A 24,336-nucleotide genomic window follows, 5' to 3' on the forward strand; every position below is an offset into this window, starting at 1 on the left:
GGCACAACATGAGGACTAATAAAATGCAGGCATCCCAAAAGCGCAAACGCTGGCTTGAAAGCATGATCAAAGCCGCCCAAAGCGAAACACCGGCCATGCCATGGGAGCGCGGCGCAAGGCGCGCCGTGTTTATCTCATCGCGTAACAAGCCGATGAGCCAAGCGGCCTAGTGTCAGGGTCCGAGTGGCGACGCGCTTTACGGCAGCCACTCAAGCCAAAGCCAAATGGTAAGCAAAGACAGGCTCGTCGCGACCAAAACAGAGGTCGCGGCAACTTTTTGCGCTTTGCCATACATTGACGCGAAAATATAGGTGTTCACCCCCGGCGCCATAGCCGCCGTCAGCACAGCAGAGCGGTATTGCCCCACATCAATCGCCATCACCTTGCCCATATTCCACACGACCGTAGGGTGCAAAACAAGCGACACAACGCAGACAAAGGCAACAAGCTTGATATCGCCCCTGATCTTGTAACGCACCAAAACGCCGCCCAGCCCAAACAGCGCCAGTGGCAGCGCAGCGCTCACAATCATCCCAAGCGCATCCTGCCCGACCTGTGGCAAATGCAGCCCCGAGAGGTTGGTCGCAAAGCCCAGCACAATCCCGACAACAAGAGCGTTGCGAAACATCGCCTTGCCGACAGTCGCAGGCAAAGTGCGCGCAGGCTGCCCCGTGGCATGGGCGCGGGCGATTTCCATAGCGGTGATGCCCAACCCGTAACAAAACGGCGAATGCACCGCGACAATAGCATAATTGGCGGCCAACGCCTCCGCGCCAAAGGCCCGCTCGGTTATGGCAAGACCCATCATCACCGAATTGGCAAAAAGACAGCAAAAGCCGATGGCCACAGAATCTTCCCAATCGCGTTTGAAAAGATAACGCGCCGCCAGTAGCCCCGCAAAAAAGCAGGTCGCCGAGCCGGTGTAAAAGCTCACCAAAAGTGCTGGGTCAAAGCTTTGCTCGAGATCAAGCCCCGAGATCGCCTTGAAAAGCAAAGCAGGGATCGCAAAGTTCTGGGTGAACTTCATGATCGCGTCGATCAAATCATCGGCAAACAACCCGAACCTGACAGTGCCATACCCCGCCCCGACCACAAGAAAAACAGGCAGGATCACATCCAGAAGCGCCTGCATCTTATGCCTCTAGCTCAATCACCATACCGTCAAAGGCGGGGGTGATATGCGCAGGCGTCTCCGCCTCCAAAGTGGCGTAATCAAGATCAATATGCATATTCGTCAGCACAGCGCGCTTGGGCGCAGCCCGCGTAATCCACGCCAGCGATTTTTCCAGATGCGCATGGGTCGGATGTGGCGTGCGGCGCAGCGCATCAAGCACCCAAACATCGGCCCCCTCAACAGCAAGCCAGCCCTCGTCAGACATCTCGGCCACATCTGGCAAGTAAACAAGCCCGCCCATGCGAAAGCCCAGAGCCTCGATCGAGCCGTGGTTGACCTCAAACGGCAAAAGGCTGATGACCCCGCCCTTGCCCGAAACCTCAAAGCGCCCGTCGATTGTGTTCATGTCCAAAATAGGCGGATAGGGGCTGTCTTTGGGCTGCACAAAAGCATAGCCAAACCGCGCATAAAGGTCGCGCTGCGTGTCGCCATCGGCCCAGACTTGCAAGCGTTCGCGCTGGTTGAAGACAATCATGCGCAAATCATCAATGCCATGCACATGGTCGGCGTGGCTATGGGTATAGACCACAGCATCAAGCGCCCCGACACCCGCGTCCAGAAGCTGCGCGCGCATATCAGGCGAGGTATCAATCAACACCCGCGTAATGCCCTCCGCTCCGATCCGCTCCACAAGCATGGAGCAGCGGCGGCGGCGGTTCTTCGGGTTTTCAGGGTCACAGGCGCCCCAATGCCCGCCAAGGCGCGGCACGCCCCCCGAAGAGCCACAGCCCAATATGGTAAAGCGCAGCCTATCGCTCATGAAAACACCGCCTTCGTGAACAGACGCTCAAAATTCTGCTCACACTGCGCGGCAAACTCTTCATAGCTCAGGCCAAAGACATCCGCCGCCACTTTGGCGGTATGCACCACATAAGACGGCTCGTTCTGCTTGCCCCTGAAGGGCGGCGGCGCAAGGTAAGGCGCGTCTGTCTCAACCAAAATGCGCTCCACAGGCGCGCTTGCAAAAATATCGCGGATCTCCTGACTTTTCGGAAAGGTCCCGATCCCCGACATCGACAGATAAAACCCGAGATCAAGCGCCGCCTCGGCCAGCTCACGGCTCGACGAGAAGCAATGCATCACACAGCCAAAAGCCGCATTCGCGTGCTCTTCGGCCAAAATCGCCGCCATATCCTCATCGGCTGCGCGCGCATGAATGATCAGCGGCAAACCCGCCTCCGCCGCCGCAGCACAATGAATCCGCAGGCTCTTTTGCTGAATATCCATGCTGTCGGCGGTATAATGATAATCAAGCCCCGTCTCGCCAATCCCGACCATCTTGGGGTGCGCAGCCATACGGCACAGCTCCTCCACAGTGGTCAAAGGCTCTTCCGCCGCGCTCATAGGATGCGTGCCCGCCGCATAAAAAACAGGCGCGAACTCTTCAGCAATCGCGCGCACGCTCGGCTCGTTTTTCAGGCGCGTGCAAATCGTCACCATACGGTGCACCCCCGCCGCGACAGCGCGCTCGACATATTCGGCGCGCGCGTGCTCAAAGTCGGGAAAGTCGAGGTGGCAGTGGCTGTCGGTTATCTTGGTGCTTAAAGTCATTTTGCGCTGTGCTCTGCCACGGATCGTTGAATACGCAAGAACGTATCAAGGATCAGCGCAGCAGGGTCAAGGTTCACCGCCCGCCCATGGCGCGCCCGCGTGAGCAACTCATCCGAAAGCGCCGCCCAGCGCTGCGCCGCGCTATGGTTCGGCGCAAGCCGCGCAAAAAGCGCCGGCTCGTTGGGGTGCGCCAAGGCCTGCGCCGCAGCCCCCAGCGCCCCCGCCCGCGCAAGACGAAACAGCAGTGTTTCCAAAAGCACGAGGAGCAGATCAAGCTTCTGCTCGCTGCCCCGCGCCGCAAAGGCCTCCGACAGCCGCATGACGCGCGCGCGGTCAAGCTTGGGCAGGCTCTCAAAAATCGCGATCAACTCGCCATATAAAACCAGCCCTTCAAGCTCAAGCATCCGCGCCGACGCGCCCACAGAGCCGCCCGACAGCGTGCTCAAAGCATTGGCGGCCTCCGCATTCAGCCCCGCCTCCACGCCCGCCGCCTCAAGGGCTGCGGCAATATCCTCGGCCTCAAGCGTGCCAAGCCGCAGCTCGCGACAGCGCGAGCGGATCGTCGGCAAAAGCCCTTGCGGCTGATGCGCAATCAGCAAAAAGGTGGTCAGCTTGGGCGGCTCTTCAAGCATCTTCAAAAGCGCGTTCGCCGCCTGCGTGTTCATCTCGTCAGCCGCGTCCAAAATTACGACGCGCCGCCCGCCTTCCGCCGCAGACATCGACAAAAAATGCCCCAGCTTGCGCACATCATCCACAACAATAACATCGCGCATCCGCTTGGTGTCGGGGTTCATCGAGCGGGTAATCTTAAAGAGGCGAGGCTCGCTACCCGCCAGAATCCGTTGCAAAACAGGATGGTCCGCGCGCACATCAAGCCGCGTGGGCTGCGCCTCGGCCATATCGCCAAACATCCCCGCCTCGGCCTGCTCTTCCGTGAGCAAAAACCGCGCAATCCGCCAAGCCAAAGTCGCCTTGCCCACGCCCTTCGGCCCCGTCAAGAGCCAGGCGTGGTGCAACCGCCCCGCATTAAACGCTTGCAAAAAGCGCGCCTCGGCAGCCTCTTGCCCAAACAGCCGCGCCGTGTCGCGCGGGTGCGGTGTGCCGTCCAGACGGTCAGGCTCGATCAGCGCCTCATCCGCCATCAGAGCGCCGCCTTGACAGCCGCAAGCGTATCCGCCGCAATCGCCTCGATATCGCGCCCCGCATCTATCACAGCAAAGCGCTCGGGCGCGCCCTTGGCCAGTTCCAGAAAGCCTGCGCGCATCGCAAGCTGCATCTCAAGACCCATGTCTTCAAAGCGCTCTTCGCTTGTCTGGCGCGCTTTGGCGCGGGCAAGGCCAAGCTTTGGATCCATATCAAACAAAAGCGTGAGGTCGGCCTCGCGCCCGATCATCAGCGCATGAAGCTTATCCACCACATCGCGCAGATCGCCGCGCGTCAGCCCCTGATAGATGCGTGTCGAATCCACAAAGCGATCACAGATCACAATGCTGCCCGCCGCAAGCGCGGGCAAAATCGTGCGCTCCAGATGGTCACGCCGTGCCGCCGTAAAGAGCAGGATTTCGGTCTCCGCCGACCAGCGGTCAGGCTCGCCCTCAAGCACAAGACTGCGGATTTCTTCGGCCCCCGGCGAGCCGCCCGGCTCGCGGGTGAGCAAAACGCTGTGCCCCTCAGCCTCCAGAGCCGCCTTCAAGAGCTTGGCTTGGGTCGACTTGCCAGACCCGTCCACGCCCTCCAGCGTGATAAACTGCGCTTTCATCTGGCTCAAAGCGCGCCCTCGGCCTCAGCCATCAGCTTTTTGACAACCCGCTGTGACGCCGTCTTGAGGCGGACCATAACCCCGCCCTGCGCCACAGTGCTGGCCGCCACCAAAGGCACCTCTGTCTCGGCCAGCCCCTCAGGGCGGATGATCAGCTTGCCAACAGTGGCCCCCGCCATCACAGGCGCCGTCAAAGGCCCGTCATAAACCACTTCCGCCTCAACCTTGCCATCACGCCCCGTCGGCAAAAGCGTCTTGAGCGGCGTGGCCGCCGTCAACGCCACAGTTGCCGCCTCGCCCATCCAGACCTCGGCCTCGGCCACGATCTGGCCCTCTTTCAAAAGCTCGGCCGTGCTAAACTGGCGAAACGCCCAATTGGTGATCGCCTCGGCCTCGCGGGCGCGCCCCTGCTCCGTTTCAAGCCCGGAGATCACAAAGATAATCCGCCGCTCGCCCTGCTTGACAGAGCCGACAAGCCCGTAGCCCGCCTCTTGCGTATGCCCCGTCTTGAGGCCGTCCGCGCCGATCCCAAGCCCCAAAAGCGGGTTGCGATTATAACGGTTCTGGCTTTCCTTCTTGTCAAAAAGAAATTCTTTTTCGGCAAACAATTCGTAGAACTCGGGGAAATCCTCAATAATCTTTGCGCCCAGAATCCCCAAATCCCGCATCGACATCCGATGGTCCGCGTCGGGCCAACCGCTCGAGTTGGCAAAGGTCGAATGGCTCATACCAAGATCTTTCGCACGCTCCGTCATAAAGCGTGAAAAGCCCTTCTCCGTTCCATCCGGGCTAAGCGCCTCGGCAATCACCGCGCAGGCATCATTGCCCGAAAGCACGATAATCCCCTTGATCAGATCGGCCACCTTCACCCGCTCGCCCGCCTGCAAAAACATGGTCGAACCGCCATAGCTCATCGCGTGCTCCGAGACCCGCAGCTCTTCGTCCAGCTTGAGCCGCCCGTCGCGCACGGCCTCAAAGGCCACATACAGCGTCATCAGCTTGCTCATAGAGGCAGGCGGCAAAGGCACATCCGCATTCTTCGCCAAAAGCACAGTGCCCGTGGTGTGATCCAAAACAAAAGCCGAGGTGGCACGCGTTTCAAACGCAGCAAGGCTCAAAGACTGCGCCATCAGCACAGCCCCAAAAACAATAGCAGTAAACCCCGCGCGCAGCATCAGCGCCTCCATCGGTCTTATGGTTAATTCTTCACAGCGTAAGCGTCGCTAAAGCCCTGAGACTGCACCGTCTTGATCAGCTGGGCCAACTCCGACTTGCTCTGCGCAGGCCCGACAATAACCCGCCAGAAGGTTTTGCCGTTCAGGCTCTGCTGCTTCACAGTCGGGATCATCCCCGCCGTGCGCATCGCCGTCGCGGTGTTGTTGGCGTTGGTCTCCACACTGAAAATCCCGATCTGTACAAAAGGCTTCGCCAAAGAAGAGGCCAAAACAGGCGCCGCAGCAGGCGTTGGCGCAGCCTCCAAGGCGGTTTCCGCCGCCTCAATGGCCGCTCCGGCACTTTCAATCGGATCAAGCGATGTTTCCGCCACAAATTCGGGCGCGCTCAGCCCCGCCGCAGCCCCATCCACAGGTTCCGCCTCCACAGCCACTTCTTCGCGGCGCAGTGCCGTCACATTCAGCTCCTTGGGCGCGCCCGCCAGCAGGCCCAAAGCCTCCGCTGCATCAGACGACACTTGCAGCCGCGGCCCGGGGTTCTCCCGTTCCCGACGGAACAGCGCCCCAACCACAAACTTGCCGCTGGCAGGATTGCGGATAATCACCCGCTCAGGCTCTTTCACATCAGGATGCGCGACCCAGACACCGCCCAGCGAGGGCCGGCCGTCCCAAAGCCCCGCTTCACTGACCTGAAACACATCTGGCGCTTCCACATCGCGCTCGACCGTTTTTTGCCCCGCAGGTGCCATGTCCACAGCCTCGCTCTGCGGTTTGGGCTTGAGAAAGCTGAAGTCAGCGCCGTTTTCGCAGCCCGTCAGGAGCAGAACCGCGCCCACCATCAGGCCAAATCCACGCACGCCGCCAAATCGAAAGGACCGAAACTGTTTATACATTCTGCTCTCTGCCAAATCCCGCTGCGTCACTCAAAAGACCAACGCCGCCCGCTTCATCACCGCGTTTTTTCACACGCATTGCATAAGAGCTTAGCCTTTTGGGGCGCTCATGAAAAGTCCAGCCTTCGCAATCGGCAGATTTTCGTCGCCCAAAACACCAGCAAGATGACACTTTCGTAAAAATCTTCGCCCAATGTGTGTTTTTGTGGTTTTCACTGCCACAATCTCAGGCTAAGGAAGCCGCGTCGGAGGAGTGGCAGAGTGGTTGAATGCACCGGTCTTGAAAACCGACGAGGGTTAACGCCCTCCGTGGGTTCGAATCCCACCTCCTCCGCCATTTAGGCAAACGACAGCACCCCCAAAAACGAAGCGCTCTAGCCCGACGCCAACACTGGGTTTGTGAGCAGCAAGGTCGGCAAGCGCTTTTTCGGCTCAAGGCCGCTCAGGGCGTTTTCGGTGAGCTTGCTTTCGATCAGATAGGCAAAAGACTGCGTGACCTCATGCAGCCGCGCTTCGGCGCGTTCGGCGCGTCTTTGGCTCGCGTTGGCGCGCTCTTTCAGGTCCTGAAGCTGCGCCTTGAGGCTCTGGCCCTCCGCCTTCACCATCTCCAAGGCAATGGCATAATTGAGTTTTTCGGCCTTTTCCTCATTCAGCCTCTGGGTCAGCTCAAACAGCTCGGCCTGAGCACTTTGAGAAAACGAACCCAGCTTCATAATCAGCCGCAGCGCATCATCCACATGAAGCCCGCGCTCAAAGCCCTCATCGGCCTCAAGCACGGTCTTGGCCACAAGCGAGAGCATGGCCTTCTTACGGCCTGTGATCTCTTCGAGTTTTTCCCACGTGATGGTCACGCAAGCCTCCTTGTTGTTCGCCTCATTGCGGCTGATCTGCCGCTGTCAAACGGCCCCCAAAGTCGCGCGGCCCGTCTCGGGCGTCAGCTCAAAGCCAGCTGACCGCCCCGATCCACGCAGGGGTCAAACCCACCTTATTCGCAAGAAAACTGCGATACCGTCATATGCAAAAAGTTTGTCTTATTGCCCAAAAAGATCGCCTCTTTGCCAAAGCGCGTGCAATGGTCTGTCGCGATGGTCTTCACATTCTCGGGCAGCTTGGCGCATTGGTTCAGCCTGCTTTGCATAGGGCTGAAGGCGTCGCACCCCGCATCAAACCCGATGGACGCCTGCGGATAGGTGATCTGGATCTCGCTGTCCGTCATCTTGCTGATCTTGGGCGGCAGCAAAGTCATCGTCTGTGCGCTCGAAACAGTCGAAACAGCGCGGGGCGGCTCGCCCGAGCTACAGGCCGCAACGCCAAGAAGCGCAACGAGAGAAGTCATCTTGAAAAACAGGGTCATGATCAGTCCTTTGAATTTTATGGGAAAAAAACAAACTGATCACAATCACAAGCAGCAAAAGGCCACTCGCCACGCCGCCTGATATGCCATAACGGCATTATCCGTTCAAATCTATAGCCCAGCGCAACAGCCTGTAAACCCTGCGCTAACGCCCCGTCAAAAGCTGGTATCCAGGCGTCGTCACAGAGCGCACCGTGGTGATCGGCGCAGCGCCGATCCACGTGCTGCGCTCAATCACCAGAAGCGCCGCCCCCTCGCGCACCTTCAGCCGCGCCGCCATCTCGCCGCTGGCATTGACCGCATAAAATCTCAGATCCATCCGGTCATAAGGCTTGTGCCTCACAAGCCATTCGTTCGCGCTCTGCACGCTCAGGTCCACATCCACAATCTCGGGACAGGTCGCCAGACTCACCCAGCGGTCCTCAAGGATAAACGGCGCATCATCAGCCAGATGCAGCGCTTCGATATGCAGCATCTCTTCAGGCAGAGACAGCCCGAACGCCGCCGCCACAGGCGCAGGCGTCACCTCGCGTCCGCGCGCCAGCATCTGGTAGCCATAGCGCGCGCCCTGCGCCTCGACCTCGACCCGCGTAATCGGGATATCGAGCGTCGCCCGCGTCACAGGATCGGGGCGCACCTGCGTTCCGCCCTTGCGCTTGCGCTCGACAATCCCCGCATCGTTCAGGTCCTGCATGGCGCGCTGAACCGTGGAGCGCGCACAGCCCAGCTCTTCGGCAATATCCTCATCGCGTGGCAGCTTGTCGCCGGGCTTATAACGGCGGCTCAAAACGCGACTGTGGATTTCGTCGCGGATGTCCTGCCAGCTGCGCCGCGCTGCGCGTATCTTTGAAACCTGCGTCAAATATCCTGTCCCAACCGTTCCACAACAGCGCAAAACCGCTCCGAGATTTCGCGCCGCTTTGCGTGCTCGCCCCCTCTTACTATATGTCGCCCCGCAGACCAAACCTCAGAAACACATTTCTGCCCATGCCCCCCAAAAACAAGAGTATCAAGCGCGGCATCGCCGCTGCGGTTGCAAACCCAAGCGTTGTCGGTGCTGATCCCCACAAGATCGGCCCAATGGCCCGCCACAATCGCGCCGCTCTGCCGCCCCGCCGCCTGCGCACCGCCTTGCAGCGCCGCTTCGATCAGGACCCGTCCTGTCGAGTGCTGCGCCGTGGCGAGTGCCGCGCGCGAGCGGTCCCGCAAGCGTTGGGAGTATTCCAGCGTGCGCAGCTCGTCAAAATAGGCAATGTGAATATTGCTGTCAGAGCCAAAGCCAAGCCGCCCGCCGTGGCTAAGATATGCAACGCCGTTGAATATCCCGTCCCCAAGGCTTGATTCCGTAATCGGACAGAGCCCCGCCACCGCGCCAGACGTGGCAAGCCTCTCTGTTTCACGCGCGTTCATCTGCGTCGCATGGATCATACACCAGCGCGCATCAATCTCGTGATGGTCAAAAAGCCACTCCACAGGCCGCGCGCCCCAAGCGGCCTCAACTTCCTCCACTTCGGCGACCTGCTCGGCCAGATGCATATGGATCGGCCCGTGGCCTGCCGCGCCGAGCGCCGCGCGCAGTCCGTCTGCGTCCACCGCGCGCAAAGAATGCGGCGCAACGCCGATGTGATAGTCCGCATGGCTGGCGCGCACGGCCCTTGCCGCCGCCTCATGCAGCCGCAGATACTGTTCGGGCGTATTGCCAAAGCGCTGCTGCCCGCCTTGCAGGGCGCGGCTGTCGCATCCGCCCCATTGATAGAGCACAGGCAAAAGCGTCAGGCCAATGCCGACGCCTTCCGCCGCCGCCACAATGCGCTCGGACAGCTCGCCAAGGTTGCCATAGGCCGCGCCGCCGACATCGTGGTGCAGGTAATGAAACTCGGCCACGCCCGCATAGCCCGCCTCCAGCATCTCAAGGAACACCTGCGCCGCAATCGCCTCTATGTCGTCAGGCGTCAGGCGGTCGAGGTAGCGATACATCAAGCGCCGCCATGTCCAGAAGCTGTCGCTCGGATCAGGCCCGCGCATCTCTGTGAGGCCCGACATGGCCCGCTGGAAGGCGTGGCTGTGCAGGTTTTGAGCAGCAGGCAACAGCATATCCACCGCGCTGTCGCAGGCCCCCTCCTGCGCCGTGAGCGCCGCGATTCTGCCATCCGCGCCAATATGAACAGCGCGGTTTTGCACCCAGCCCTCAGGCGTAAGCATTTGTTTTGCATGAATAACCGTCACAGGGCCACCTCTCCAAAGCTGGTGTTGACTTTTTTATGTAGCTACATATTAATGAGATCACCCGCCAATGCAAGGAGCCATCATGCCCGCGCCCCATGTCTATACAGAGGCCACCCTCGCCACGATGCAGCCCGATGCAGGCGACTATGGCCTCATTCCCGACGCCGCCCTCGTCACCGAAGGCGCGCATATCGCGTGGCTCGGGCCAATGGCCGATCTGTCCAAACAATACGCCAGCGTAGGGATTACGCCGCTCGCAGGCCGCCTGATCACCCCCGCGTTCATTGATTGTCACACCCATATCGTCCACGGCGGCAACCGCGCACTCGAATTTGAAATGCGTCTTCAAGGGGCGAGCTACGAAGAGGTCGCACGTGCGGGCGGCGGGATTGTCTCCACAGTCACCGCCACGCGCGACACCTCTGAGGCCGACTTGCTCGCCGCCGCCCTCACCCGCGCGGATGCCCTGATCGCGGAAGGCGTCAGCACGATCGAGATCAAGTCAGGCTACGGCCTTGACATCGAGACCGAGCTCAAAATGCTGCGCACAGCCCGCCAGATCGCCGCGCACCGCCCCGTCCGTGTTTCCACAAGCTTCCTCGGCGCTCATGCCGTCCCCAAAGGCGGCGACGCCGATACCTATATCGACGAGGTCTGCCTCCCCGCGCTCAAAGCCGCCCATGCCGAAGGCCTTGTTGATATGGTCGACGGCTTCTGCGAAGGCATCGCCTTTGACGTGCCCCAAATCACCCGCGTGTTTGACGCGGCCCACGCCCTCGGGCTGCCCGTCAAGCTCCACGCCGAACAGCTGAGCAACATCGGCGGCACAGAGCTCGCCGCCAAATATAACGCCCGCTCCGCCGACCACGTCGAATACGCCACAGAGGCCGACGCGAGAGCGCTCGCCGCCGCAGGCACAGTCGCCGTCCTCCTCCCCGGCGCGTTCTACACCCTGCACGAAACGCAAAAACCGCCCGTTGCCGCCTTCCGCGCCCACGGCGTCCCCATGGCCTTGGCAACCGACTGGAATCCCGGCTCCTCCCCTCTCGGCTCGCTGCTTCTGTCCATGAACATGGGCTGCACCCTCTTTGGCCTCACTCCCGCCGAGGCCTTGGCAGGCACAACCCGCCACGCAGCAGCAGCGCTCGGCCTCACAGACAGCGGCACGCTCACAGCAGGCCAGCGCGCCGACCTCGCGATCTGGAACGTCTCATCCCCCGCCGAACTCTCCTACGGCATCGGGATCAACCCGCTCCACGCGCGTATCTTCGCAGGCCAAGCCACATGAGTTTCCTTGAGATCACACAGGGCGACAGCCCCCTCCTCCTCGGCCTGCCGCACACCGGCACAGAGCTGCCCGAGGACGTGGCCGCTGCGCTAAATGCCACGGGCCGCGCCCGCGCCGATACCGACTGGCACATCCACACGCTCTATGACGGGCTGGTCGATAACGTCACAACCATACGCACTCGTATTCACCGCTACGTGATCGACGCCAACCGCGACCCAGCAGGGCAGTCGCTCTACCCGGGCCAGAACACAACAACCCTCTGCCCCACCACAGACTTTGACGGCGCGCCGATCTATCTCGACGGCATGGCCCCCAACCCCGCCGAAATCGAGCGCCGCAGCAAAGCCTACCACGCGCCCTACCACGCGGCCCTTGAAGCCGAAATGAAGCGCATCAAAGCGCTCCACGGCTTCGCAATCCTCTATGATTGCCACTCGATCCGAAGCCATATCCCCTTTCTCTTTGACGGCACGCTGCCTGATTTCAACATCGGCACCAACATGAGCCAGACCTGCGCCCCAAGCATCGAACGCGCCGTGCAAGACATCTGCGCGCAAGCCACCGATTACACCTCCGTGCTCAATGGCCGCTTCAAAGGCGGCTACGCAACCCGCCACTATGGCCGCCCAAGCCAAGGCTGGCACGCGATCCAGATGGAACTCGCCCAATCCACCCACCTCGCCTCCGAGGCCGCCCCCTTCGCCTATGACGCGGCCAAGGCTGAGCGCTTGCGCACGCCCTTAAAACAAATCCTCACATCCCTGCAAAACTGGAGCCCCTCATGAGCAACCCGCGCAAAAACACCCGCGACGTTTATCCGCCCACAGGCACAGAACTAAACGCCAAAAGCTGGCTCACAGAAGCGCCGCTCCGTATGCTGATGAACAACCTGCACCCCGACGTCGCCGAAAATCCGCACGAGCTTGTCGTCTATGGCGGCATAGGCCGCGCCGCGCGCACATGGGATGATTTTGATACCATCTGCGCCTCGCTCAAAGACCTTGAGGCAAACGAAACCCTGATCGTGCAGTCGGGCAAACCCGTGGCGATTGTGACAACCCACGAAGACGCCCCCCGCGTGCTGATTGCAAACTCCAATCTTGTGCCCCATTGGGCCAATTGGGATCACTTCAACGAGCTCGATAAAAAGGGCCTGATGATGTATGGCCAGATGACAGCAGGCTCTTGGATTTACATCGGCACGCAGGGGATTGTCCAAGGCACATACGAGACTTTTGCCGAAGCGGGCCGCCAGCACTATGGCGGCAGCCTCAAAGGCAAATGGATCCTCACAGGCGGCCTCGGCGGCATGGGCGGCGCACAGCCGCTCGCCGCTGTCTTCGCGGGCGCCTGTTGCCTCGCAGTCGAGTGCAACCCCGACAGCATCGACTTTCGCCTGCGCACCAAATACCTCGACGAGCGCGCCGACACGCTTGAGGAAGCCATGGAAATGATCGAGCGCTGGACAGCAGCGGGCGAGGCCAAGTCCGTCGGCCTTCTGGGCAATGCTGCCGATATCTTCGCCGAAATTCACGCCCGCGGCATCCGCCCCGATATCGTCACCGATCAGACTTCGGCCCATGACCCGCTCCATGGCTATCTCCCCCAAGGCTGGTCCATGGCCGAGTGGAAGCAAAAGCAGGAAACAGCCCCCAAAGAGGTCGAAGCCGCCGCCCGCGCCAGCATGAAGGTCCATGTCAAAGCCATGGTCGACTTCTGGAACGATGGCGTGCCGACACTGGATTATGGCAACAACATCCGCCAAGTCGCGCTGGAAGAAGGCTTTGAAAACGCCTTCGCCTTCCCGGGCTTTGTGCCCGCCTATATCCGCCCGCTCTTCTGCCGTGGTGTTGGCCCGTTCCGCTGGGTCGCGCTCTCGGGCGATCCTGAAGATATCTACAAAACCGATCAGAAGATGAAAGAGCTCTTCCCCGAGAACGAGCATTTGCACAACTGGCTCGATATGGCCGCCGAGCGCATTGCCTTCCAAGGCCTGCCCGCGCGCATCTGCTGGATCGGGCTGGGCGACCGCCACAAAGCGGGCCTCGCCTTCAATGAAATGGTCGCCAACGGCGAGCTGAAGGCCCCCGTTGTGATTGGCCGCGATCATCTTGACTCAGGCTCTGTGGCTTCGCCCAACCGCGAAACCGAGGCCATGAAAGACGGCTCTGATGCGGTCTCCGACTGGCCGCTTCTCAACGCGCTGGTCAACACCGCCTCAGGCGCAACATGGGTCAGCCTGCATCACGGCGGTGGCGTCGGCATGGGCTTTTCCCAGCATTCAGGCGTGGTCATCTGCGCCGATGGAACACCAGAAGCCGCCAAGCGCCTTGAGCGCGTCTTGTGGAACGACCCCGCCTCTGGCGTCTGGCGTCACGCCGATGCTGGCTATGAAGAGGCGCTTGATTGCGCTCGCGTCAACAAGCTTCGTTTACCGGGCATTCTGGGCAACTGACCGGCAGAGGCGCGCGGCCCCACCGCGCGCCCCACCGCGCGCCGCGTTAACTTAATTTCTGTTAACACATTCCGTGTTTAGGGGGTGCACGCATGGTGCACGCCCTGTGCACACTTATCACCCCCCTAGAATCAGATGTGTTTTGGCGCATTAACCATGCGGGACGCTGCCTCAGGCCTATCGCAAGCAACGCCTGCTAAACTGCTCCAAACCCCAATAAAAATTGGCTCTAAAGCTGCGCCAAGGCCCACTCCAGCCCCGCCACATAGCCCGCCACGCCCTGCCCGACGATCACATGATCGGCCCGCAAACTGACGTAAGAATGATGCCGGAACGCCTCCCGCTTGTGCACATCCGAAATATGCACCTCCACGACAGGCCCCTCAAAAGCGCTCAGCGCATCAAGGATCGCCACCGAGGTATGCGTGTAAGCCGCAGGGTTGATCACAATCGCAGCCGCCACCGCGCGCGCCTCTTGGATCCAGTCAACCAGCACGCCCTCATGGTTGCTCTGGCGAAACTCGATCACCGTCTCAGGCGCAGCCTTGCGGCACATCGCCTCCACATCCGCAAGCCTATCAGAGCCATAAATCTCTGGCTCCCGCACCCCCAAAAGGTTGAGATTCGGCCCGTTCAAAACAAAGATCGTCTGCGCCATAGCGTGTCCTTTTCAACTCACACCGACTTTGGCCAGAACGCAGCGAAAGTGCAAGCCAGACCTGCAAAAAGCCCCCGCATTATCTGCGGAGGCCCTTGATTTCATTGCGTTTTATCGAGTATTTAGTCCTGCGGAATACGCAGCACCTGACCGGGGTATATCTTGTCAGGGTCGCTCAACATCGGCTTGTTGGCCTCAAAAATTTCCATATACCGCGCGCCACTGCCCAGCGCTTTTTCAGACACGGCCCAGAGCGTATCGCCCTTTTCCACCGTGTGGAAATTGGCCTCGCCCGCGTCGTCCTCGACTTCGGCCACGCCATCAACATTGCCCACCGCAAGGATCACTTTTTCGCGCATTTCCTCGGAAACAGCGTTGCCCGTGACTTTGACTTTGTCGCCTTCAATCACAATATCGAGGCCCTCGGCGTCAAGCCCGAGATCGGCCACTTCCTTCTTCAAATCGTCAGCGGTTGGCTCTTCACTCTTGAGGCGTTTGCCCGAGCGCTTGAAAAAACTGAAAAGACCCATCTGGCCCTCCTTTACTCATAATACAGGCCGAGTTTGAGCGATCAGCGCGCCTCCCGCAAGGGGGAAATCACGCCGCCTCGGCCCCGTCCGTAAACTGAAGCCGCGCCAGCCGCGCATAAAGCCCGTTTTCCGCCACAAGCGCATCATGCGTGCCCTCAGCCACAATCGCACCCTCCTGCATCACAACAATACGATCAGCCTTTTTTACAGTCGCCAAACGGTGCGCCACAATCAATGTGGTGCGGTCCTTTGACAGCTGCTCGACAGCCTCCTGCACCGCGCGCTCGCTCTCCGCATCCAGCGCCGATGTGGCCTCATCCAGCAGCAAAAGAGGCGCATCCCGCAGGATCGCTCGCGCAATCGCCACACGCTGTTTCTGCCCGCCCGAGAGCATCACACCGCGCTCGCCGAGCTTGGTGTCATAGCCCTCGCTCAGGCCCGCGATAAACTCATGCGCCGCCGCCGCCTTGGCCGCCGCCTCAACCTCGGCATCGCTCGCCTCAGGGCGTCCAAAGCGGATGTTGTCGCGCGCGCTGCCCGAGAAGATCACAGGATCTTGCGGCACAACAGCAATCTGGCTGCGGAAGTCTTCCCGCAGCATCTCGCGCAAGTCGACACCATCAAGCTTGATCGCGCCCTCTTGCGGGTCATAAAACCGCTGGATCATTTGCATCACAGTGGTCTTTCCTGCTCCCGACGGGCCAACAAAAGCAATGGTTTCGCCTGGTTTCACAGCAAGGCTCACAGCATCCAGCGCCTGACGATCAGGCCGCGACGGATAGGCAAAGCTCACATTTTCAAAGCGCACATCGCCCTTCAAAGGCGCAGGGCAGCCCTTGGGCGCGACGGGGTCATTCACCCGATCCGTCGCATTGAGAAGCTCCACAAGCCGCTCGGTCGCGCCCGCCGCACGCTGCAACTCGCCCCAGATTTCCGACAGCGCCGCAACCGCGCCAGCCACCATCACGGCATAAATCACAAACTGAACCAGCGCCCCCGAGCTCATCTCTCCCGCGCGCACATCCCGCGTCCCGATCCAAAGCACCCCGACGACGCCCGCAAACACCAGAAACATCACCGCAACCGTCATGATCGAGCGCACCGTAATACGCTGCTTGGCAACTTCGTAACTCTTCTCTGTGACGCGCGCGAAATCGCTCCGCGCCACGGTTTCTTGCGCAAAGCTCTGCACAGTCTGAACCGCGCCCAGCGTTTCGGCCGCCTGCCCGGATGAGGCGGCAATCCAGTCTTGATTTTCGCGGCTCAAGACCCGCAAACGCCGCCCCAGCGTCAGGATCGGCACAACAACAAGCGGCACAATCAAGAGCACAAGCCCCGTGAGCTTGGCACTGGTGAACAGCATCAGGATCATCCCGCCCAAGAAGATCAGCACATTGCGCAGCGCCACCGAAACCGACGAGCCAATCACCGATTGGATCAAGGTCGTGTCCGTCGTAATGCGGCTCAGGATTTCGCCCGTCATCACCGTCTCATAAAAGCTCGGTGACAGCCCGATCACGCGGTCAAACACAGCCTTGCGAATATCGGCCACGACCCGTTCGCCCAAACGCGTGACAAGCGCATAGCGCAGCCCCGTGCCCAGCGCGAGCAGCGCGGCAACGCCAATCGCAGCCACAAAATAAAGGTCCAGAACCTCAACATCTTTTGTGCCAAAGTTATCGATCACACGGCGCACAGCCAGCGGCAAAGTGAGCGACAGCGCCGCCGTCAGCATCAGCGCCAGAATGGCCGCTCCAACAAGCCCACGATAGGGCGTCATAAACGGCATCAAGGCCTTGAGGGCCGCCACATCCTTGGTGCCGTCGCGCTGTTCACTGTCATTTGCTGTTGTTCGTGCCATATTTTACGCGTCCTCAAAACCTAGGGCTTTTTGAAGGCCCAAGACGGGGCCGTCAAGCATTCAACTGCTGCGATATGAAACGGATCCGGCGCGCAGGCCCTTGGCAGCCGCCAAAATCAACGCCGACGCGGCCCCAATCTGTGCTCTTCTAGCCGCCTGTGCGCTGCGGCGCACTGCGGTAAGCCCCCGTCGCCTCAAAGCCCGCCGCATAAGACAAGAGCTTGCTATCCTCATAAGCCCGCCCGGCAAAAGTCAGCCCTGCAGGCATGGAAATATCGGCCATCATCCCCATGGGAACCGTCACAGTCGGAATGCCAAGATGGCGAATAGCCAAGTTTCCATTGGCCACCCATACACCATTCTGCCAGGCATGGTTTGCAGCCTCAGGCTCTTTGTCGGCCTTGGCACCGCCAACATCGGCAACTGCGGGAAAAACAACCGCATCAAGACCCAGCTGATCCATCCACAGCTCAAGGTCGAGACGACGGGTTTCTTCAAGCCCGCGCAGCCCTTCGGCGAGGGTCGGAATATCTCGAAAACTCTCGATAGGATGCGCCCGCGCATGGGCAGGATAATCTGCGATATCATCCTCAAACCCTGTGTAACGGTCGGGCAAACTATCAGGCGGCGTCGGGAATATCGCAGCACCATCCACATTCGAGAGACGCGACAGCACAGGGTCGGCATTGGATTTCAAAAAATCATCCCAAGCCCAGACCGAAAGATCCAGAATTTCGCGCTTGAGATAGTCGCAAGGAACAAGGCCCCTGGTGTTTATCTTGGGGGCGCCAACACGGTCACCCTCATAGTTTGTCACCACAGGAAAATCGACCACACAAACCTCTGCCCCCTCACGCTCAAGAGCGTCTTTGGCCTTTTGCCATAACGCCATAATGGAAGCCCGCGTTTTGATTTTCTGCCCCGTCGGGCCGCCAATGCCAAGGCCCTCTCCCTCACCAGCCAACGGGTCGGCGTTGATATACATGGCAGGAACACCAAAGCGTTTCCCCCTAAGCGCCCCTTGCGCCAAAGCGCCATAGCTCTCAGGCCGCATCTGTGACGCTTTGGGAAGGCCGACCCAAGGCTGACAGCGCCAGAAGTCTCCCTCGCTTCGGTCATCATCGGCCACAAGCACATCCAGAACCTCAAACATATCAGCCATTGTTCGGGTCTGGGGCACAACCACATCCATCGTAGGAACCAGCGGCCAGTTTCCACGCACCGAGATCATGCCACGGCTTGGCGTATACGCACAAAGGCCGTTGTTGGCAGCGGGGGCACGGCCGCTTGACCAAGTTTCCTCGGCAAGGCCAAAGGCCGCAAAGCTGGCCGCTGTGGCTGTGGCTGATCCGTTTGAGGAGCCAGAGGCGAAAGCTGCCGTCAGATACGCAGCATTATAGGGTGACTCAGCGCGCCCGTAGAGGCCGCGCTGCATCCCCCCATTTGCCATTGGCGGCATATTTGTAAGCCCGATCAAAACAGCCCCCGCCGCACGCAGCTGCGCAATCGCAAAGGAATCTTCGGTTGCGACAAGATTGGCAAAAGCAGGCGACCCGGCCGCCACAGTGAGACCCTTGGCTTTGAAACTGTTCTTGGCGGTATAGGGAATTCCGTCCAGCGGCCCGAGACACACACCCGCCTCACGGCGCGCATCAGAAGCGGCCGCGTCGGCTTGCGCCTCAGGATTCATGACAACCAGCGCATTCAGACAGGGTCCCGCACGATCATACCGCGCAACACGCCCCAGATAAGCCGCCAAAAGAGCGCGCGCAGTTGTCTCCCCGCTCTCCAGCGCACTGCGCAAATCTGCAATTGAGGCCTCAACAACGTTCATGCTTTGCCTCATCCTCTCGAGCGTGGCGGCAATTACTGCGCCCAGCCTATGTTTAGGAATAAAGCCTGACCAGCTCTTTGTTGATCGCGACACAACGGTTAAAACACTCAACCTCGCCCAATCACCCTGCCCCTATCAACGCTCCAAAAACAAAAAGCGCCCCAAAGGGCGCCAATGCATTTAATATTTTTTACTTTGGTTGCGGGAGTAGGATTTGAACCTACGACCTTCAGGTTATGAGCCTGACGAGCTACCGGGCTGCTCCATCCCGCGCCAAAGTGAGTGCACCGAATACGCCGAGTGTCGGAGGACTACAACCCAAAAAACGCTCCTCTTTTAAAAATATTCAAGGCGAGCGATTTCCTCTGAGGCGATCTCGTGCATTTGTGCAAATGTCAGATAGTAAGAAAAGAACCTCCCTCAGAACGTCAAACTGCCAACTCCGACTGCAAAGGCATGGCAGATAAGAAACGAGGCGCCTTTTCATAACGTCGCGAGGCACTAGCCACCCCCAACGTCTTTCAAGCATATTTGCCGCAAGACAACGTTTGATTGAGTTTCATGCCCCTCTGATCCTGTTCGGCAAGCCAACCCGACGCCCCTCTTGACCTAAAGCTAAGATGTCAGTCCAAGGAAACCGATGGTCCAAACAGATATCGAACCTCACCCTTATGAGGGCCAGCGTTACCATTTTTTCAACATGATCTGCGTCAAACGGCCTCTGGAGGAGCAATAAAGCTTTATAACCGCGGCCCAGTTTTGGTGTCGAAGAGCTCGACTGAGCCATTGCTCAAACTGGAAACGCTTTTCTTCGCAGGTTCATCGGAAACGGGCTCTTTGTGCTCATCAATAAATGCGCGTTGGATACGGCCAGTTGTTGGCCAAAATCGAACTTTTCGGCCACGCGTGCCGCCCAGACAGGTGCTTACAATCTCAAAGCCTTCGTTTTCCAAAAACCATATCGCAAACTCTTGGTTTTTGCGTCCAATATCGGCCTTTGAGTCAAGAAGCTTCGCCCCACCAACGATTTTGGCCTTGAAGCGCTTTCGATTGCCGTTGTGCTTGATGAGGTCGTTGATAAGAAGTTCCATAGCATTCACACCAAAGCACATCGCACCGGTTTCCTCAAAAGGCCCTCCTGGCAGGAGAAAGTGGTTCATACCACCGACCTTCTCCATAGGGTCCCAGAGGCAGACAGAAACGCATGATCCGAGTAGCGTTGTCAGAACGACAGATTCATCACCCGAAACCTTTGTCTCGCCCTGGACGACCTTTATGGTTTTTTGCTCGCCGATCGTGCGGCTTGCGGCTGGATGAGCTGTCATAGGTTTAGCAATTCCTTTACTGTTCTTGATCACCTTGAGGTGCAAATCGTCGCATCAAAAATCTTGCCAGATTTCTGCGCCGTCTGTGCCTGTTTTCTGCAGGGATGACTGAACCGGGAATGCCAGCGCGGGCTCTTGAATTTTGTTTGTGTTTTTGGTGTCCTTTTCCAGCTCTTTAGACCATCGCTCCACTTCGGATGTGTTCTGTGAAGAACCGCTGGTCTCAAACACCCCAAGTGCGTCAATCATGAGTGAAGCTTCGTTTGTAAGGGCCTGGCTTGCGGCGGCTGATTCCTCAATCACGGCAGCATTTTGCTGCGTGACCCTATCAAGCTCGACCACACCGTCCTTTATCTCAGCAAGGCTATTGGCTTGGGCACGAGACCCTGAAGCAATCTCGGAGACGAGGTTTGACAATTGTCCAATCCCCTTAATAATTTCCTCAAGAGCCGCCCCAGCTTCGGTTGCCAACTCGCTGCCCTCGGCCACTTGCTCGGTTGATTTTGTAATGAGGTCTTTGATCTCGTTGGCAGAATCTGATGCTCTCTGGGCGAGAGCGCGAACTTCAGATGCGACAACGGCAAATCCACGGCCCGCTTCTCCAGCACGCGCAGCCTCGACTCCGGCATTCAAGGCCAGCAGATTGGTCTGAAAAGCAATCTCATCAATGACGCCAATGATCGTGGTGATCTGCTGTGAGGACTTTTCGATATTGCGCATCGCATTCATGGTGCGGTCGACAACAGCCCCGCCCGCCTGAGCTTGAGCCTGATTGAGCGCAATTGTGTCATTGGCACGTGCCGCGTGTTCAGCCGTCTTTTGCATACTGTTTGATATTTCTTCAATCGCTGCCGCAGATTCTTCCAGCGTTGCGGCCTGAGCTTCAGACCGCCGTGACTGATCAACAGCAACTGTGCTGATTTCTTTTGCGCTGGAATTCACCGAATTGGCCGCATTTGAAACTGTGCTCAACATGGAGGCCAGATTATCCAGAACGTCATTAAAATTATGACACACTGCGACTTGGGCATTGTCGAGATTTTCGAACCGAGCAACATCAATCGGGCAATCGACTTGGCCAGCAGCAAGCTTAGAAAGGGCGGCTGCGAGCTGTTCAAAAAGCTCAGTGCGCTGCTCCTGCTCGACCTGCCGTGCTTGGCGGGCAAGCTGTTCGCTCTCCAGCGTCGTTCGAAAACTTTCAAGCGTTCCAGCCATTTGCCCGATTTCGTCTTTTCGGTTTTGAAACTCTACCGACCCAGAGTAATCATGCGCCGCAACAGCAAGCATGGCACCATTAAGCTTTTGCAGCGGGGCGGTAATCAACCGGTTCATAGCGACAAACGTCACAGTAACCGTCGCGCTCAGCATCAGAAATCCAATCAAAAGCACATTAATGAGATCAGAATTGGTTTGTGAGCGTATGGGTTCATTATCCCATGTAAGAGCCATAACTCCCAAAAGCGTTTGGCCATCCTTTGCAAAAACGGGAAGCGCTTTGACCGAGAAATAACCAGTGCTTAAGCTTACCCGCTTACCTTGAGCGATAGCAGCAGCTGTGACATCAGACATCAACTGATCAACAGCACTTGAGTTTTTATCACTCTTGATGTGCTTGGCGAGTGGCTCGCCTGTGGGAAGCGAGACACGGACGCCCGATATCGTCCCGTCCTTGCCAATGGCAGCGCCATAGACCTCTTCTATTCGGCCCGCGTCTTTGAAGCGAAGCGGAGCAGCCATTGCACTCGCCATATAATCGGCAAGAAGAGCTTCGCTGCGTTCGCTCAACGACGCCACTGTGTTTCTCGCATTGATGCTGCTGAATGTGAAGCTGCCTGCAAATGTGACAAACACACCGACAATAACAATTGCCACAAGTTTTGTGCGTAAGCTCCAGGAGGATGCCGAGGCCGAAACCGCTACAAAAGGGTTTCGTCTCGTTACAGTTTTTTCTTGGCTCATTGCTTGGCCCTCAATAAAAGTTGCGGGGTCTGAAACGTTTAATTTGCGTTAAGATGTTCAAGGTCGACACCTACAGTGATCACCCCAATGAGTTGTGAGCCTTCTTTGATCGGGAGACTGACTTGGCATTGATAGGTCTGGGTTGACTCGTCAAACTCGACTTCGCCGATATGGACCGCACCTGTTCCAAACGGCACTTGCCATTTACTTTCATCGCCCTGCCAATAGTCTGATGTCACGCCGCTTTGCCCGGCATTCAGCCCGCGTGCATCCGTGATGAAAATCTCGGAGTAAACAAGCTGCCCCTCCGCGACTAGAGTTTTCAAATAACTTGAAAGATCGTTTGCTAGGAGGCTGTTGATCAACGGTCCGCCACTTGCGGTTTCTGCGCGCCATTTGGCATCAAGGGCCAGAATATCGTCTTCAGACAGCTGCGCTGTCTCGTTGTTCTGTTGGCGCAACGTTTCGATTACGACGGTTTCTGTCGTCCAGCCTTGGATCGTGCTTTGAGCGAGGCGGTTCAAATCTTCCGCAAATTCATTGGCTGAAAGGGCTGAGCTTACGGCAAAGTATGCGCCGGCGGCGATCAGGAATACAGTTTTCATAGGTGTCTCCAGTTTGGTTGGCTTGTTCTGACCGTGTCACGGATTGTTTAATATCTTCTGAAACCCGGCAGTGGCTGGCATCTTTTTTGTGGTTGCGATCTGATTTGCCTTCACGGTTAAATCCGTCAGATACCGATCGGTGTTGGTGTGAAACGTCTCAAGGCGGCCGATGATCCCAGATAGCCCACTATCTTGCGCGTGCATCCTTTCACTTTCGACGCGGCACAACATTTTGACAACGTCCAGACCATTGATCCGGCGCCTGATTTGTCGGCAGGTGTCAGGAAGAGCCGCTCCCAATGCGACAACCTCATTGAAGGCCAAACGGCTTTTCTCCGTGAACCAGACAATATGGTTTTGCTCTGCCTCTAGAGACCCTGCATGACCCGATTGCTGGATAAGACTCGCGACTTGGCTTGCATAAATACCCGCATGGATTCCGCCATCCATCCGCTCCAGAACACCCCCATGCTGACATCTAAGCTTCTCAAGAAGTTTTTGCATTTCCAGCGCCATGATCTCATAATTTTGCGCAATACATCCAAGTGCGATCCCGGCGTCACCAAGCTGTCCAGACAGGACGCGCAGATTAACAGGCTCTCCGCAAACCTGGTCAAAGCCTCCGGCAATTTGTTCGATAAGCCGATCTGTATCTGCAACCTTTTGAGCCAGACTTTCCAGATGCCCTGTCCATTTCAACGCATTTTTGGCTTCGCGAAATTGATACTCTTCGTTCAATGCCTGAAAGGAAAAATCGGCATAGTCATAATACCCGAGCGACTTAACTCCCGCCAATACAAGAGCAGCGCTTTGCTCCGCGGATGCGCCTGCGAGTTCGGCGTCATAAGCCTGCGCGTAAAGCTCTTTAACGGCTTCAAAATTCTTACCTTGCGGCTTTATCCGAACAGAAATAAATCCGTCTTTATAGGGCAATATTGACGCAAAAACCCAATACTCCCGCCCAGCTTTACATCTGTTTTTTATGTATGCGGATGTTGGCAACCCTTGCTTTATCCGCTCCCAAACAAGCTGAAATGTTCCTTTGGGCATGGTTGGATGACGCACAATCTTATGCGGTGCGTTCAGCAACTCAGCCTCTTCATATTCAGCCACCTCACAAAACGACCTGTTCGCAAAGCGGATGATCCCGCGAAAATCTGTTTCCGATACAAGGATGCGATCACCAACGTCAACGAAGTCTTCAGTGGTGTCATCGCTTGCAAAGGCCGAAGACGAAACCAGTTTATTCATACTACAGTCCAGTTCTTGAAGTGTGGCCTGCGCCACTAAAAAAGAGTCACATCCCCTGCGCTTGGTTCACTCAAGGGGATCCGATCTGTGCTCGTTATCAAGCGCTGCATTGCGTCAAGATGGACGGCTGACCGTAACTCCTCGGTTGGCAAAACCAAATCAGCAGGGAACATCGGTGCCATTTTGCGGAGCAAACATTCAAGATCGCCAAGGTATTGCGCCAAGGCATCGACGTGCTGCAGCCCCGAAGCGCTCGGTTTAATGACGTCGCTCTGATCTCTAACGCACAAGCTCTCATCAAGAACACGCGAGTAGTGCGCCAGTTGCGCGATCTGATCCGCGACCCGATCAATAATTTCTGAGGCAACTCGATATGTCATAGTCTTGCCTTTTTGTGACAGCTTTTTGTTGTGAGGGGAGGCGTCGGGCTTACAAGCG

24 protein-coding genes and 2 tRNA genes are annotated in these 24,336 nt (G+C 58.1%); 5 read left to right on the plus strand and 21 right to left on the minus strand.

All coding sequences use genetic code 11. The features are described 5' to 3' along the window. Positions 1-23 precede the first annotated feature (23 nt). Positions 24-170 carry a hypothetical protein gene (locus tag ACTF58_RS09255; RefSeq protein WP_438991692.1) on the plus strand — a complete coding sequence of 49 codons (147 nt, stop codon included), beginning with the start codon at positions 24-26 and terminating at the stop codon, positions 168-170. 26 nt (positions 171-196) lie between these two features. Here the strand turns inward: ACTF58_RS09255 and ACTF58_RS09260 are convergent, their stop codons facing one another. From ACTF58_RS09260 to ACTF58_RS09290, 7 genes are read right to left on the minus strand one after another with little or no spacing between them, the layout of a single operon-like run. Next, positions 197-1,132 carry an AEC family transporter gene (locus tag ACTF58_RS09260; protein ID WP_438991693.1) on the minus strand — a complete coding sequence of 312 codons (936 nt, stop codon included), beginning with the start codon at positions 1,130-1,132 and terminating at the stop codon, positions 197-199. Between the two features lies 1 nt (position 1,133). After that, complete coding sequence (locus ACTF58_RS09265; RefSeq protein ID WP_438991694.1) at positions 1,134-1,934, minus strand: MBL fold metallo-hydrolase; 801 nt, start codon at positions 1,932-1,934, stop codon at positions 1,134-1,136. Continuing rightward, complete coding sequence (locus ACTF58_RS09270) at positions 1,931-2,725, minus strand: TatD family hydrolase (protein ID WP_438991695.1); 795 nt, start codon at positions 2,723-2,725, stop codon at positions 1,931-1,933. Before ACTF58_RS09270 ends, ACTF58_RS09265 begins: the two co-directional genes overlap by 4 nt. Further along, positions 2,722-3,867 carry a DNA polymerase III subunit delta' gene (locus ACTF58_RS09275; RefSeq protein WP_438991696.1) on the minus strand — a complete coding sequence of 382 codons (1,146 nt, stop codon included), beginning with the start codon at positions 3,865-3,867 and terminating at the stop codon, positions 2,722-2,724. Before ACTF58_RS09275 ends, ACTF58_RS09270 begins: the two co-directional genes overlap by 4 nt. Next, the gene (gene tmk, locus ACTF58_RS09280) at positions 3,867-4,484 is read right to left on the minus strand and encodes a dTMP kinase (protein WP_438991714.1); all 618 of its coding nucleotides are present in this window, start codon (positions 4,482-4,484) and stop codon (positions 3,867-3,869) included. Before tmk ends, ACTF58_RS09275 begins: the two co-directional genes overlap by 1 nt. Before the next feature lie 5 nt (positions 4,485-4,489). Continuing rightward, on the minus strand, positions 4,490-5,659 hold the full coding sequence (locus ACTF58_RS09285; protein ID WP_438991697.1) for a D-alanyl-D-alanine carboxypeptidase family protein: 1,170 nt from the start codon (positions 5,657-5,659) through the stop codon (positions 4,490-4,492). Between the two features lie 23 nt (positions 5,660-5,682). Then, on the minus strand, positions 5,683-6,549 hold the full coding sequence (locus ACTF58_RS09290) for an SPOR domain-containing protein (protein WP_438991698.1): 867 nt from the start codon (positions 6,547-6,549) through the stop codon (positions 5,683-5,685). 247 nt (positions 6,550-6,796) lie between these two features. On the opposite strand from ACTF58_RS09290, the gene ACTF58_RS09295 reads away from it, so the two are divergent. Beyond that, positions 6,797-6,886: transfer RNA gene (locus ACTF58_RS09295), tRNA-Ser, on the plus strand. A 37-nt stretch (positions 6,887-6,923) separates the two neighbouring features. Here ACTF58_RS09295 and ACTF58_RS09300 read toward each other — a convergent pair. The 4 genes from ACTF58_RS09300 to ACTF58_RS09315 all read right to left on the minus strand — a co-directional run bounded on the left by ACTF58_RS09300 (position 6,924) and on the right by ACTF58_RS09315 (position 10,129). Further along, positions 6,924-7,400 (minus strand): hypothetical protein, encoded by a 477-nt coding sequence (locus ACTF58_RS09300; RefSeq protein WP_438991699.1) that lies wholly within the window; start codon positions 7,398-7,400, stop codon positions 6,924-6,926. 134 nt (positions 7,401-7,534) lie between these two features. Then, positions 7,535-7,903, minus strand: a complete 369-nt coding sequence (locus tag ACTF58_RS09305; RefSeq protein WP_438991700.1) for a hypothetical protein — start codon at positions 7,901-7,903, stop codon at positions 7,535-7,537. 145 nt (positions 7,904-8,048) lie between these two features. Beyond that, positions 8,049-8,765, minus strand: coding sequence for a GntR family transcriptional regulator (locus tag ACTF58_RS09310; protein WP_438991701.1), 717 nt, complete (start codon positions 8,763-8,765; stop codon positions 8,049-8,051). Next, positions 8,762-10,129: a formimidoylglutamate deiminase gene (locus tag ACTF58_RS09315; protein ID WP_438991702.1), complete on the minus strand. Its 1,368-nt coding sequence runs from the start codon at positions 10,127-10,129 to the stop codon at positions 8,762-8,764. The genes ACTF58_RS09310 and ACTF58_RS09315 overlap by 4 nt, the downstream gene beginning before the upstream one ends. Positions 10,130-10,253: 124 nt before the next feature. Here ACTF58_RS09315 and hutI point away from each other — a divergent pair, with 124 nt between their 5' ends. From hutI to hutU, 3 genes are read left to right on the plus strand one after another with little or no spacing between them, the layout of a single operon-like run. Then, positions 10,254-11,417: an imidazolonepropionase gene (gene hutI / locus ACTF58_RS09320; RefSeq protein ID WP_438991715.1), complete on the plus strand. Its 1,164-nt coding sequence runs from the start codon at positions 10,254-10,256 to the stop codon at positions 11,415-11,417. Continuing rightward, positions 11,414-12,205, plus strand: a complete 792-nt coding sequence (gene hutG / locus ACTF58_RS09325; protein WP_438991703.1) for an N-formylglutamate deformylase — start codon at positions 11,414-11,416, stop codon at positions 12,203-12,205. The genes hutI and hutG overlap by 4 nt, the downstream gene beginning before the upstream one ends. Beyond that, complete coding sequence (gene hutU, locus ACTF58_RS09330; RefSeq protein WP_438991704.1) at positions 12,202-13,875, plus strand: urocanate hydratase; 1,674 nt, start codon at positions 12,202-12,204, stop codon at positions 13,873-13,875. The genes hutG and hutU overlap by 4 nt, the downstream gene beginning before the upstream one ends. A 229-nt stretch (positions 13,876-14,104) precedes the next feature. Here the strand turns inward: hutU and ACTF58_RS09335 are convergent, their stop codons facing one another. The 10 genes from ACTF58_RS09335 to ACTF58_RS09380 all read right to left on the minus strand — a co-directional run. After that, the gene (locus ACTF58_RS09335) at positions 14,105-14,533 is read right to left on the minus strand and encodes a type II 3-dehydroquinate dehydratase (RefSeq protein WP_438991705.1); all 429 of its coding nucleotides are present in this window, start codon (positions 14,531-14,533) and stop codon (positions 14,105-14,107) included. A 122-nt stretch (positions 14,534-14,655) separates the two neighbouring features. Continuing rightward, positions 14,656-15,063: a peptidoglycan-binding protein LysM gene (gene lysM, locus ACTF58_RS09340; protein WP_438991706.1), complete on the minus strand. Its 408-nt coding sequence runs from the start codon at positions 15,061-15,063 to the stop codon at positions 14,656-14,658. Between the two features lie 67 nt (positions 15,064-15,130). Beyond that, positions 15,131-16,924, minus strand: a complete 1,794-nt coding sequence (locus tag ACTF58_RS09345; protein ID WP_438991707.1) for an ABC transporter transmembrane domain-containing protein — start codon at positions 16,922-16,924, stop codon at positions 15,131-15,133. 148 nt (positions 16,925-17,072) lie between these two features. After that, positions 17,073-18,758 carry an amidase gene (locus tag ACTF58_RS09350; protein ID WP_438991708.1) on the minus strand — a complete coding sequence of 562 codons (1,686 nt, stop codon included), beginning with the start codon at positions 18,756-18,758 and terminating at the stop codon, positions 17,073-17,075. Between the two features lie 196 nt (positions 18,759-18,954). After that, positions 18,955-19,031: transfer RNA gene (locus ACTF58_RS09355), tRNA-Met, on the minus strand. Positions 19,032-19,498: 467 nt separating this feature from the next. Continuing rightward, positions 19,499-20,083 (minus strand): chemotaxis protein CheD, encoded by a 585-nt coding sequence (locus ACTF58_RS09360; RefSeq protein ID WP_438991709.1) that lies wholly within the window; start codon positions 20,081-20,083, stop codon positions 19,499-19,501. A gap of 54 nt (positions 20,084-20,137) precedes the next feature. Then, on the minus strand, positions 20,138-21,652 hold the full coding sequence (locus tag ACTF58_RS09365) for a methyl-accepting chemotaxis protein (RefSeq protein ID WP_438991710.1): 1,515 nt from the start codon (positions 21,650-21,652) through the stop codon (positions 20,138-20,140). A gap of 428 nt (positions 21,653-22,080) precedes the next feature. Then, complete coding sequence (locus ACTF58_RS09370) at positions 22,081-22,647, minus strand: PDC sensor domain-containing protein (RefSeq protein WP_438991711.1); 567 nt, start codon at positions 22,645-22,647, stop codon at positions 22,081-22,083. Between the two features lie 36 nt (positions 22,648-22,683). Continuing rightward, complete coding sequence (locus tag ACTF58_RS09375; RefSeq protein ID WP_438991712.1) at positions 22,684-23,898, minus strand: PAS domain-containing protein; 1,215 nt, start codon at positions 23,896-23,898, stop codon at positions 22,684-22,686. Between the two features lie 35 nt (positions 23,899-23,933). Then, a partial coding sequence (locus ACTF58_RS09380; protein ID WP_438991713.1) for a hypothetical protein occupies positions 23,934-24,336 on the minus strand: 403 nt, incomplete at its 5' end.

This window comes from Lentibacter sp. (assembly GCF_965657785.1).
In the GTDB taxonomy this organism is placed as follows: Bacteria; Pseudomonadota; Alphaproteobacteria; order Rhodobacterales; family Rhodobacteraceae; genus Lentibacter.

What these genes read in the sequence shown, in the direction of transcription:
- ACTF58_RS09335 (WP_438991705.1), bottom strand. Translation starts at nt 14,533, where the DNA reads ATGGCGCAGACGATCTTTGTTTTGAACGGGCCGAATCTCAACCTTTTG.
- tmk (WP_438991714.1), bottom strand. Translation starts at nt 4,484, where the DNA reads ATGAAAGCGCAGTTTATCACGCTGGAGGGCGTGGACGGGTCTGGCAAG.
- ACTF58_RS09255 (WP_438991692.1), top strand. Translation starts at nt 24, where the DNA reads ATGCAGGCATCCCAAAAGCGCAAACGCTGGCTTGAAAGCATGATCAAA.
- ACTF58_RS09365 (WP_438991710.1), bottom strand. Translation starts at nt 21,652, where the DNA reads ATGTCTGATGTCACAGCTGCTGCTATCGCTCAAGGTAAGCGGGTAAGC.
- ACTF58_RS09265 (WP_438991694.1), bottom strand. Translation starts at nt 1,934, where the DNA reads ATGAGCGATAGGCTGCGCTTTACCATATTGGGCTGTGGCTCTTCGGGG.
- ACTF58_RS09360 (WP_438991709.1), bottom strand. Translation starts at nt 20,083, where the DNA reads ATGACAGCTCATCCAGCCGCAAGCCGCACGATCGGCGAGCAAAAAACC.
- ACTF58_RS09260 (WP_438991693.1), bottom strand. Translation starts at nt 1,132, where the DNA reads ATGCAGGCGCTTCTGGATGTGATCCTGCCTGTTTTTCTTGTGGTCGGG.
- lysM (WP_438991706.1), bottom strand. Translation starts at nt 15,063, where the DNA reads ATGGGTCTTTTCAGTTTTTTCAAGCGCTCGGGCAAACGCCTCAAGAGT.
- hutG (WP_438991703.1), top strand. Translation starts at nt 11,414, where the DNA reads ATGAGTTTCCTTGAGATCACACAGGGCGACAGCCCCCTCCTCCTCGGC.
- ACTF58_RS09270 (WP_438991695.1), bottom strand. Translation starts at nt 2,725, where the DNA reads ATGACTTTAAGCACCAAGATAACCGACAGCCACTGCCACCTCGACTTT.
- hutU (WP_438991704.1), top strand. Translation starts at nt 12,202, where the DNA reads ATGAGCAACCCGCGCAAAAACACCCGCGACGTTTATCCGCCCACAGGC.
- ACTF58_RS09275 (WP_438991696.1), bottom strand. Translation starts at nt 3,867, where the DNA reads ATGGCGGATGAGGCGCTGATCGAGCCTGACCGTCTGGACGGCACACCG.
- ACTF58_RS09375 (WP_438991712.1), bottom strand. Translation starts at nt 23,898, where the DNA reads ATGAATAAACTGGTTTCGTCTTCGGCCTTTGCAAGCGATGACACCACT.
- ACTF58_RS09285 (WP_438991697.1), bottom strand. Translation starts at nt 5,659, where the DNA reads ATGCTGCGCGCGGGGTTTACTGCTATTGTTTTTGGGGCTGTGCTGATG.
- ACTF58_RS09305 (WP_438991700.1), bottom strand. Translation starts at nt 7,903, where the DNA reads ATGACCCTGTTTTTCAAGATGACTTCTCTCGTTGCGCTTCTTGGCGTT.
- ACTF58_RS09290 (WP_438991698.1), bottom strand. Translation starts at nt 6,549, where the DNA reads ATGTATAAACAGTTTCGGTCCTTTCGATTTGGCGGCGTGCGTGGATTT.
- ACTF58_RS09350 (WP_438991708.1), bottom strand. Translation starts at nt 18,758, where the DNA reads ATGAACGTTGTTGAGGCCTCAATTGCAGATTTGCGCAGTGCGCTGGAG.
- hutI (WP_438991715.1), top strand. Translation starts at nt 10,254, where the DNA reads ATGCAGCCCGATGCAGGCGACTATGGCCTCATTCCCGACGCCGCCCTC.
- ACTF58_RS09370 (WP_438991711.1), bottom strand. Translation starts at nt 22,647, where the DNA reads ATGAAAACTGTATTCCTGATCGCCGCCGGCGCATACTTTGCCGTAAGC.
- ACTF58_RS09345 (WP_438991707.1), bottom strand. Translation starts at nt 16,924, where the DNA reads ATGGCACGAACAACAGCAAATGACAGTGAACAGCGCGACGGCACCAAG.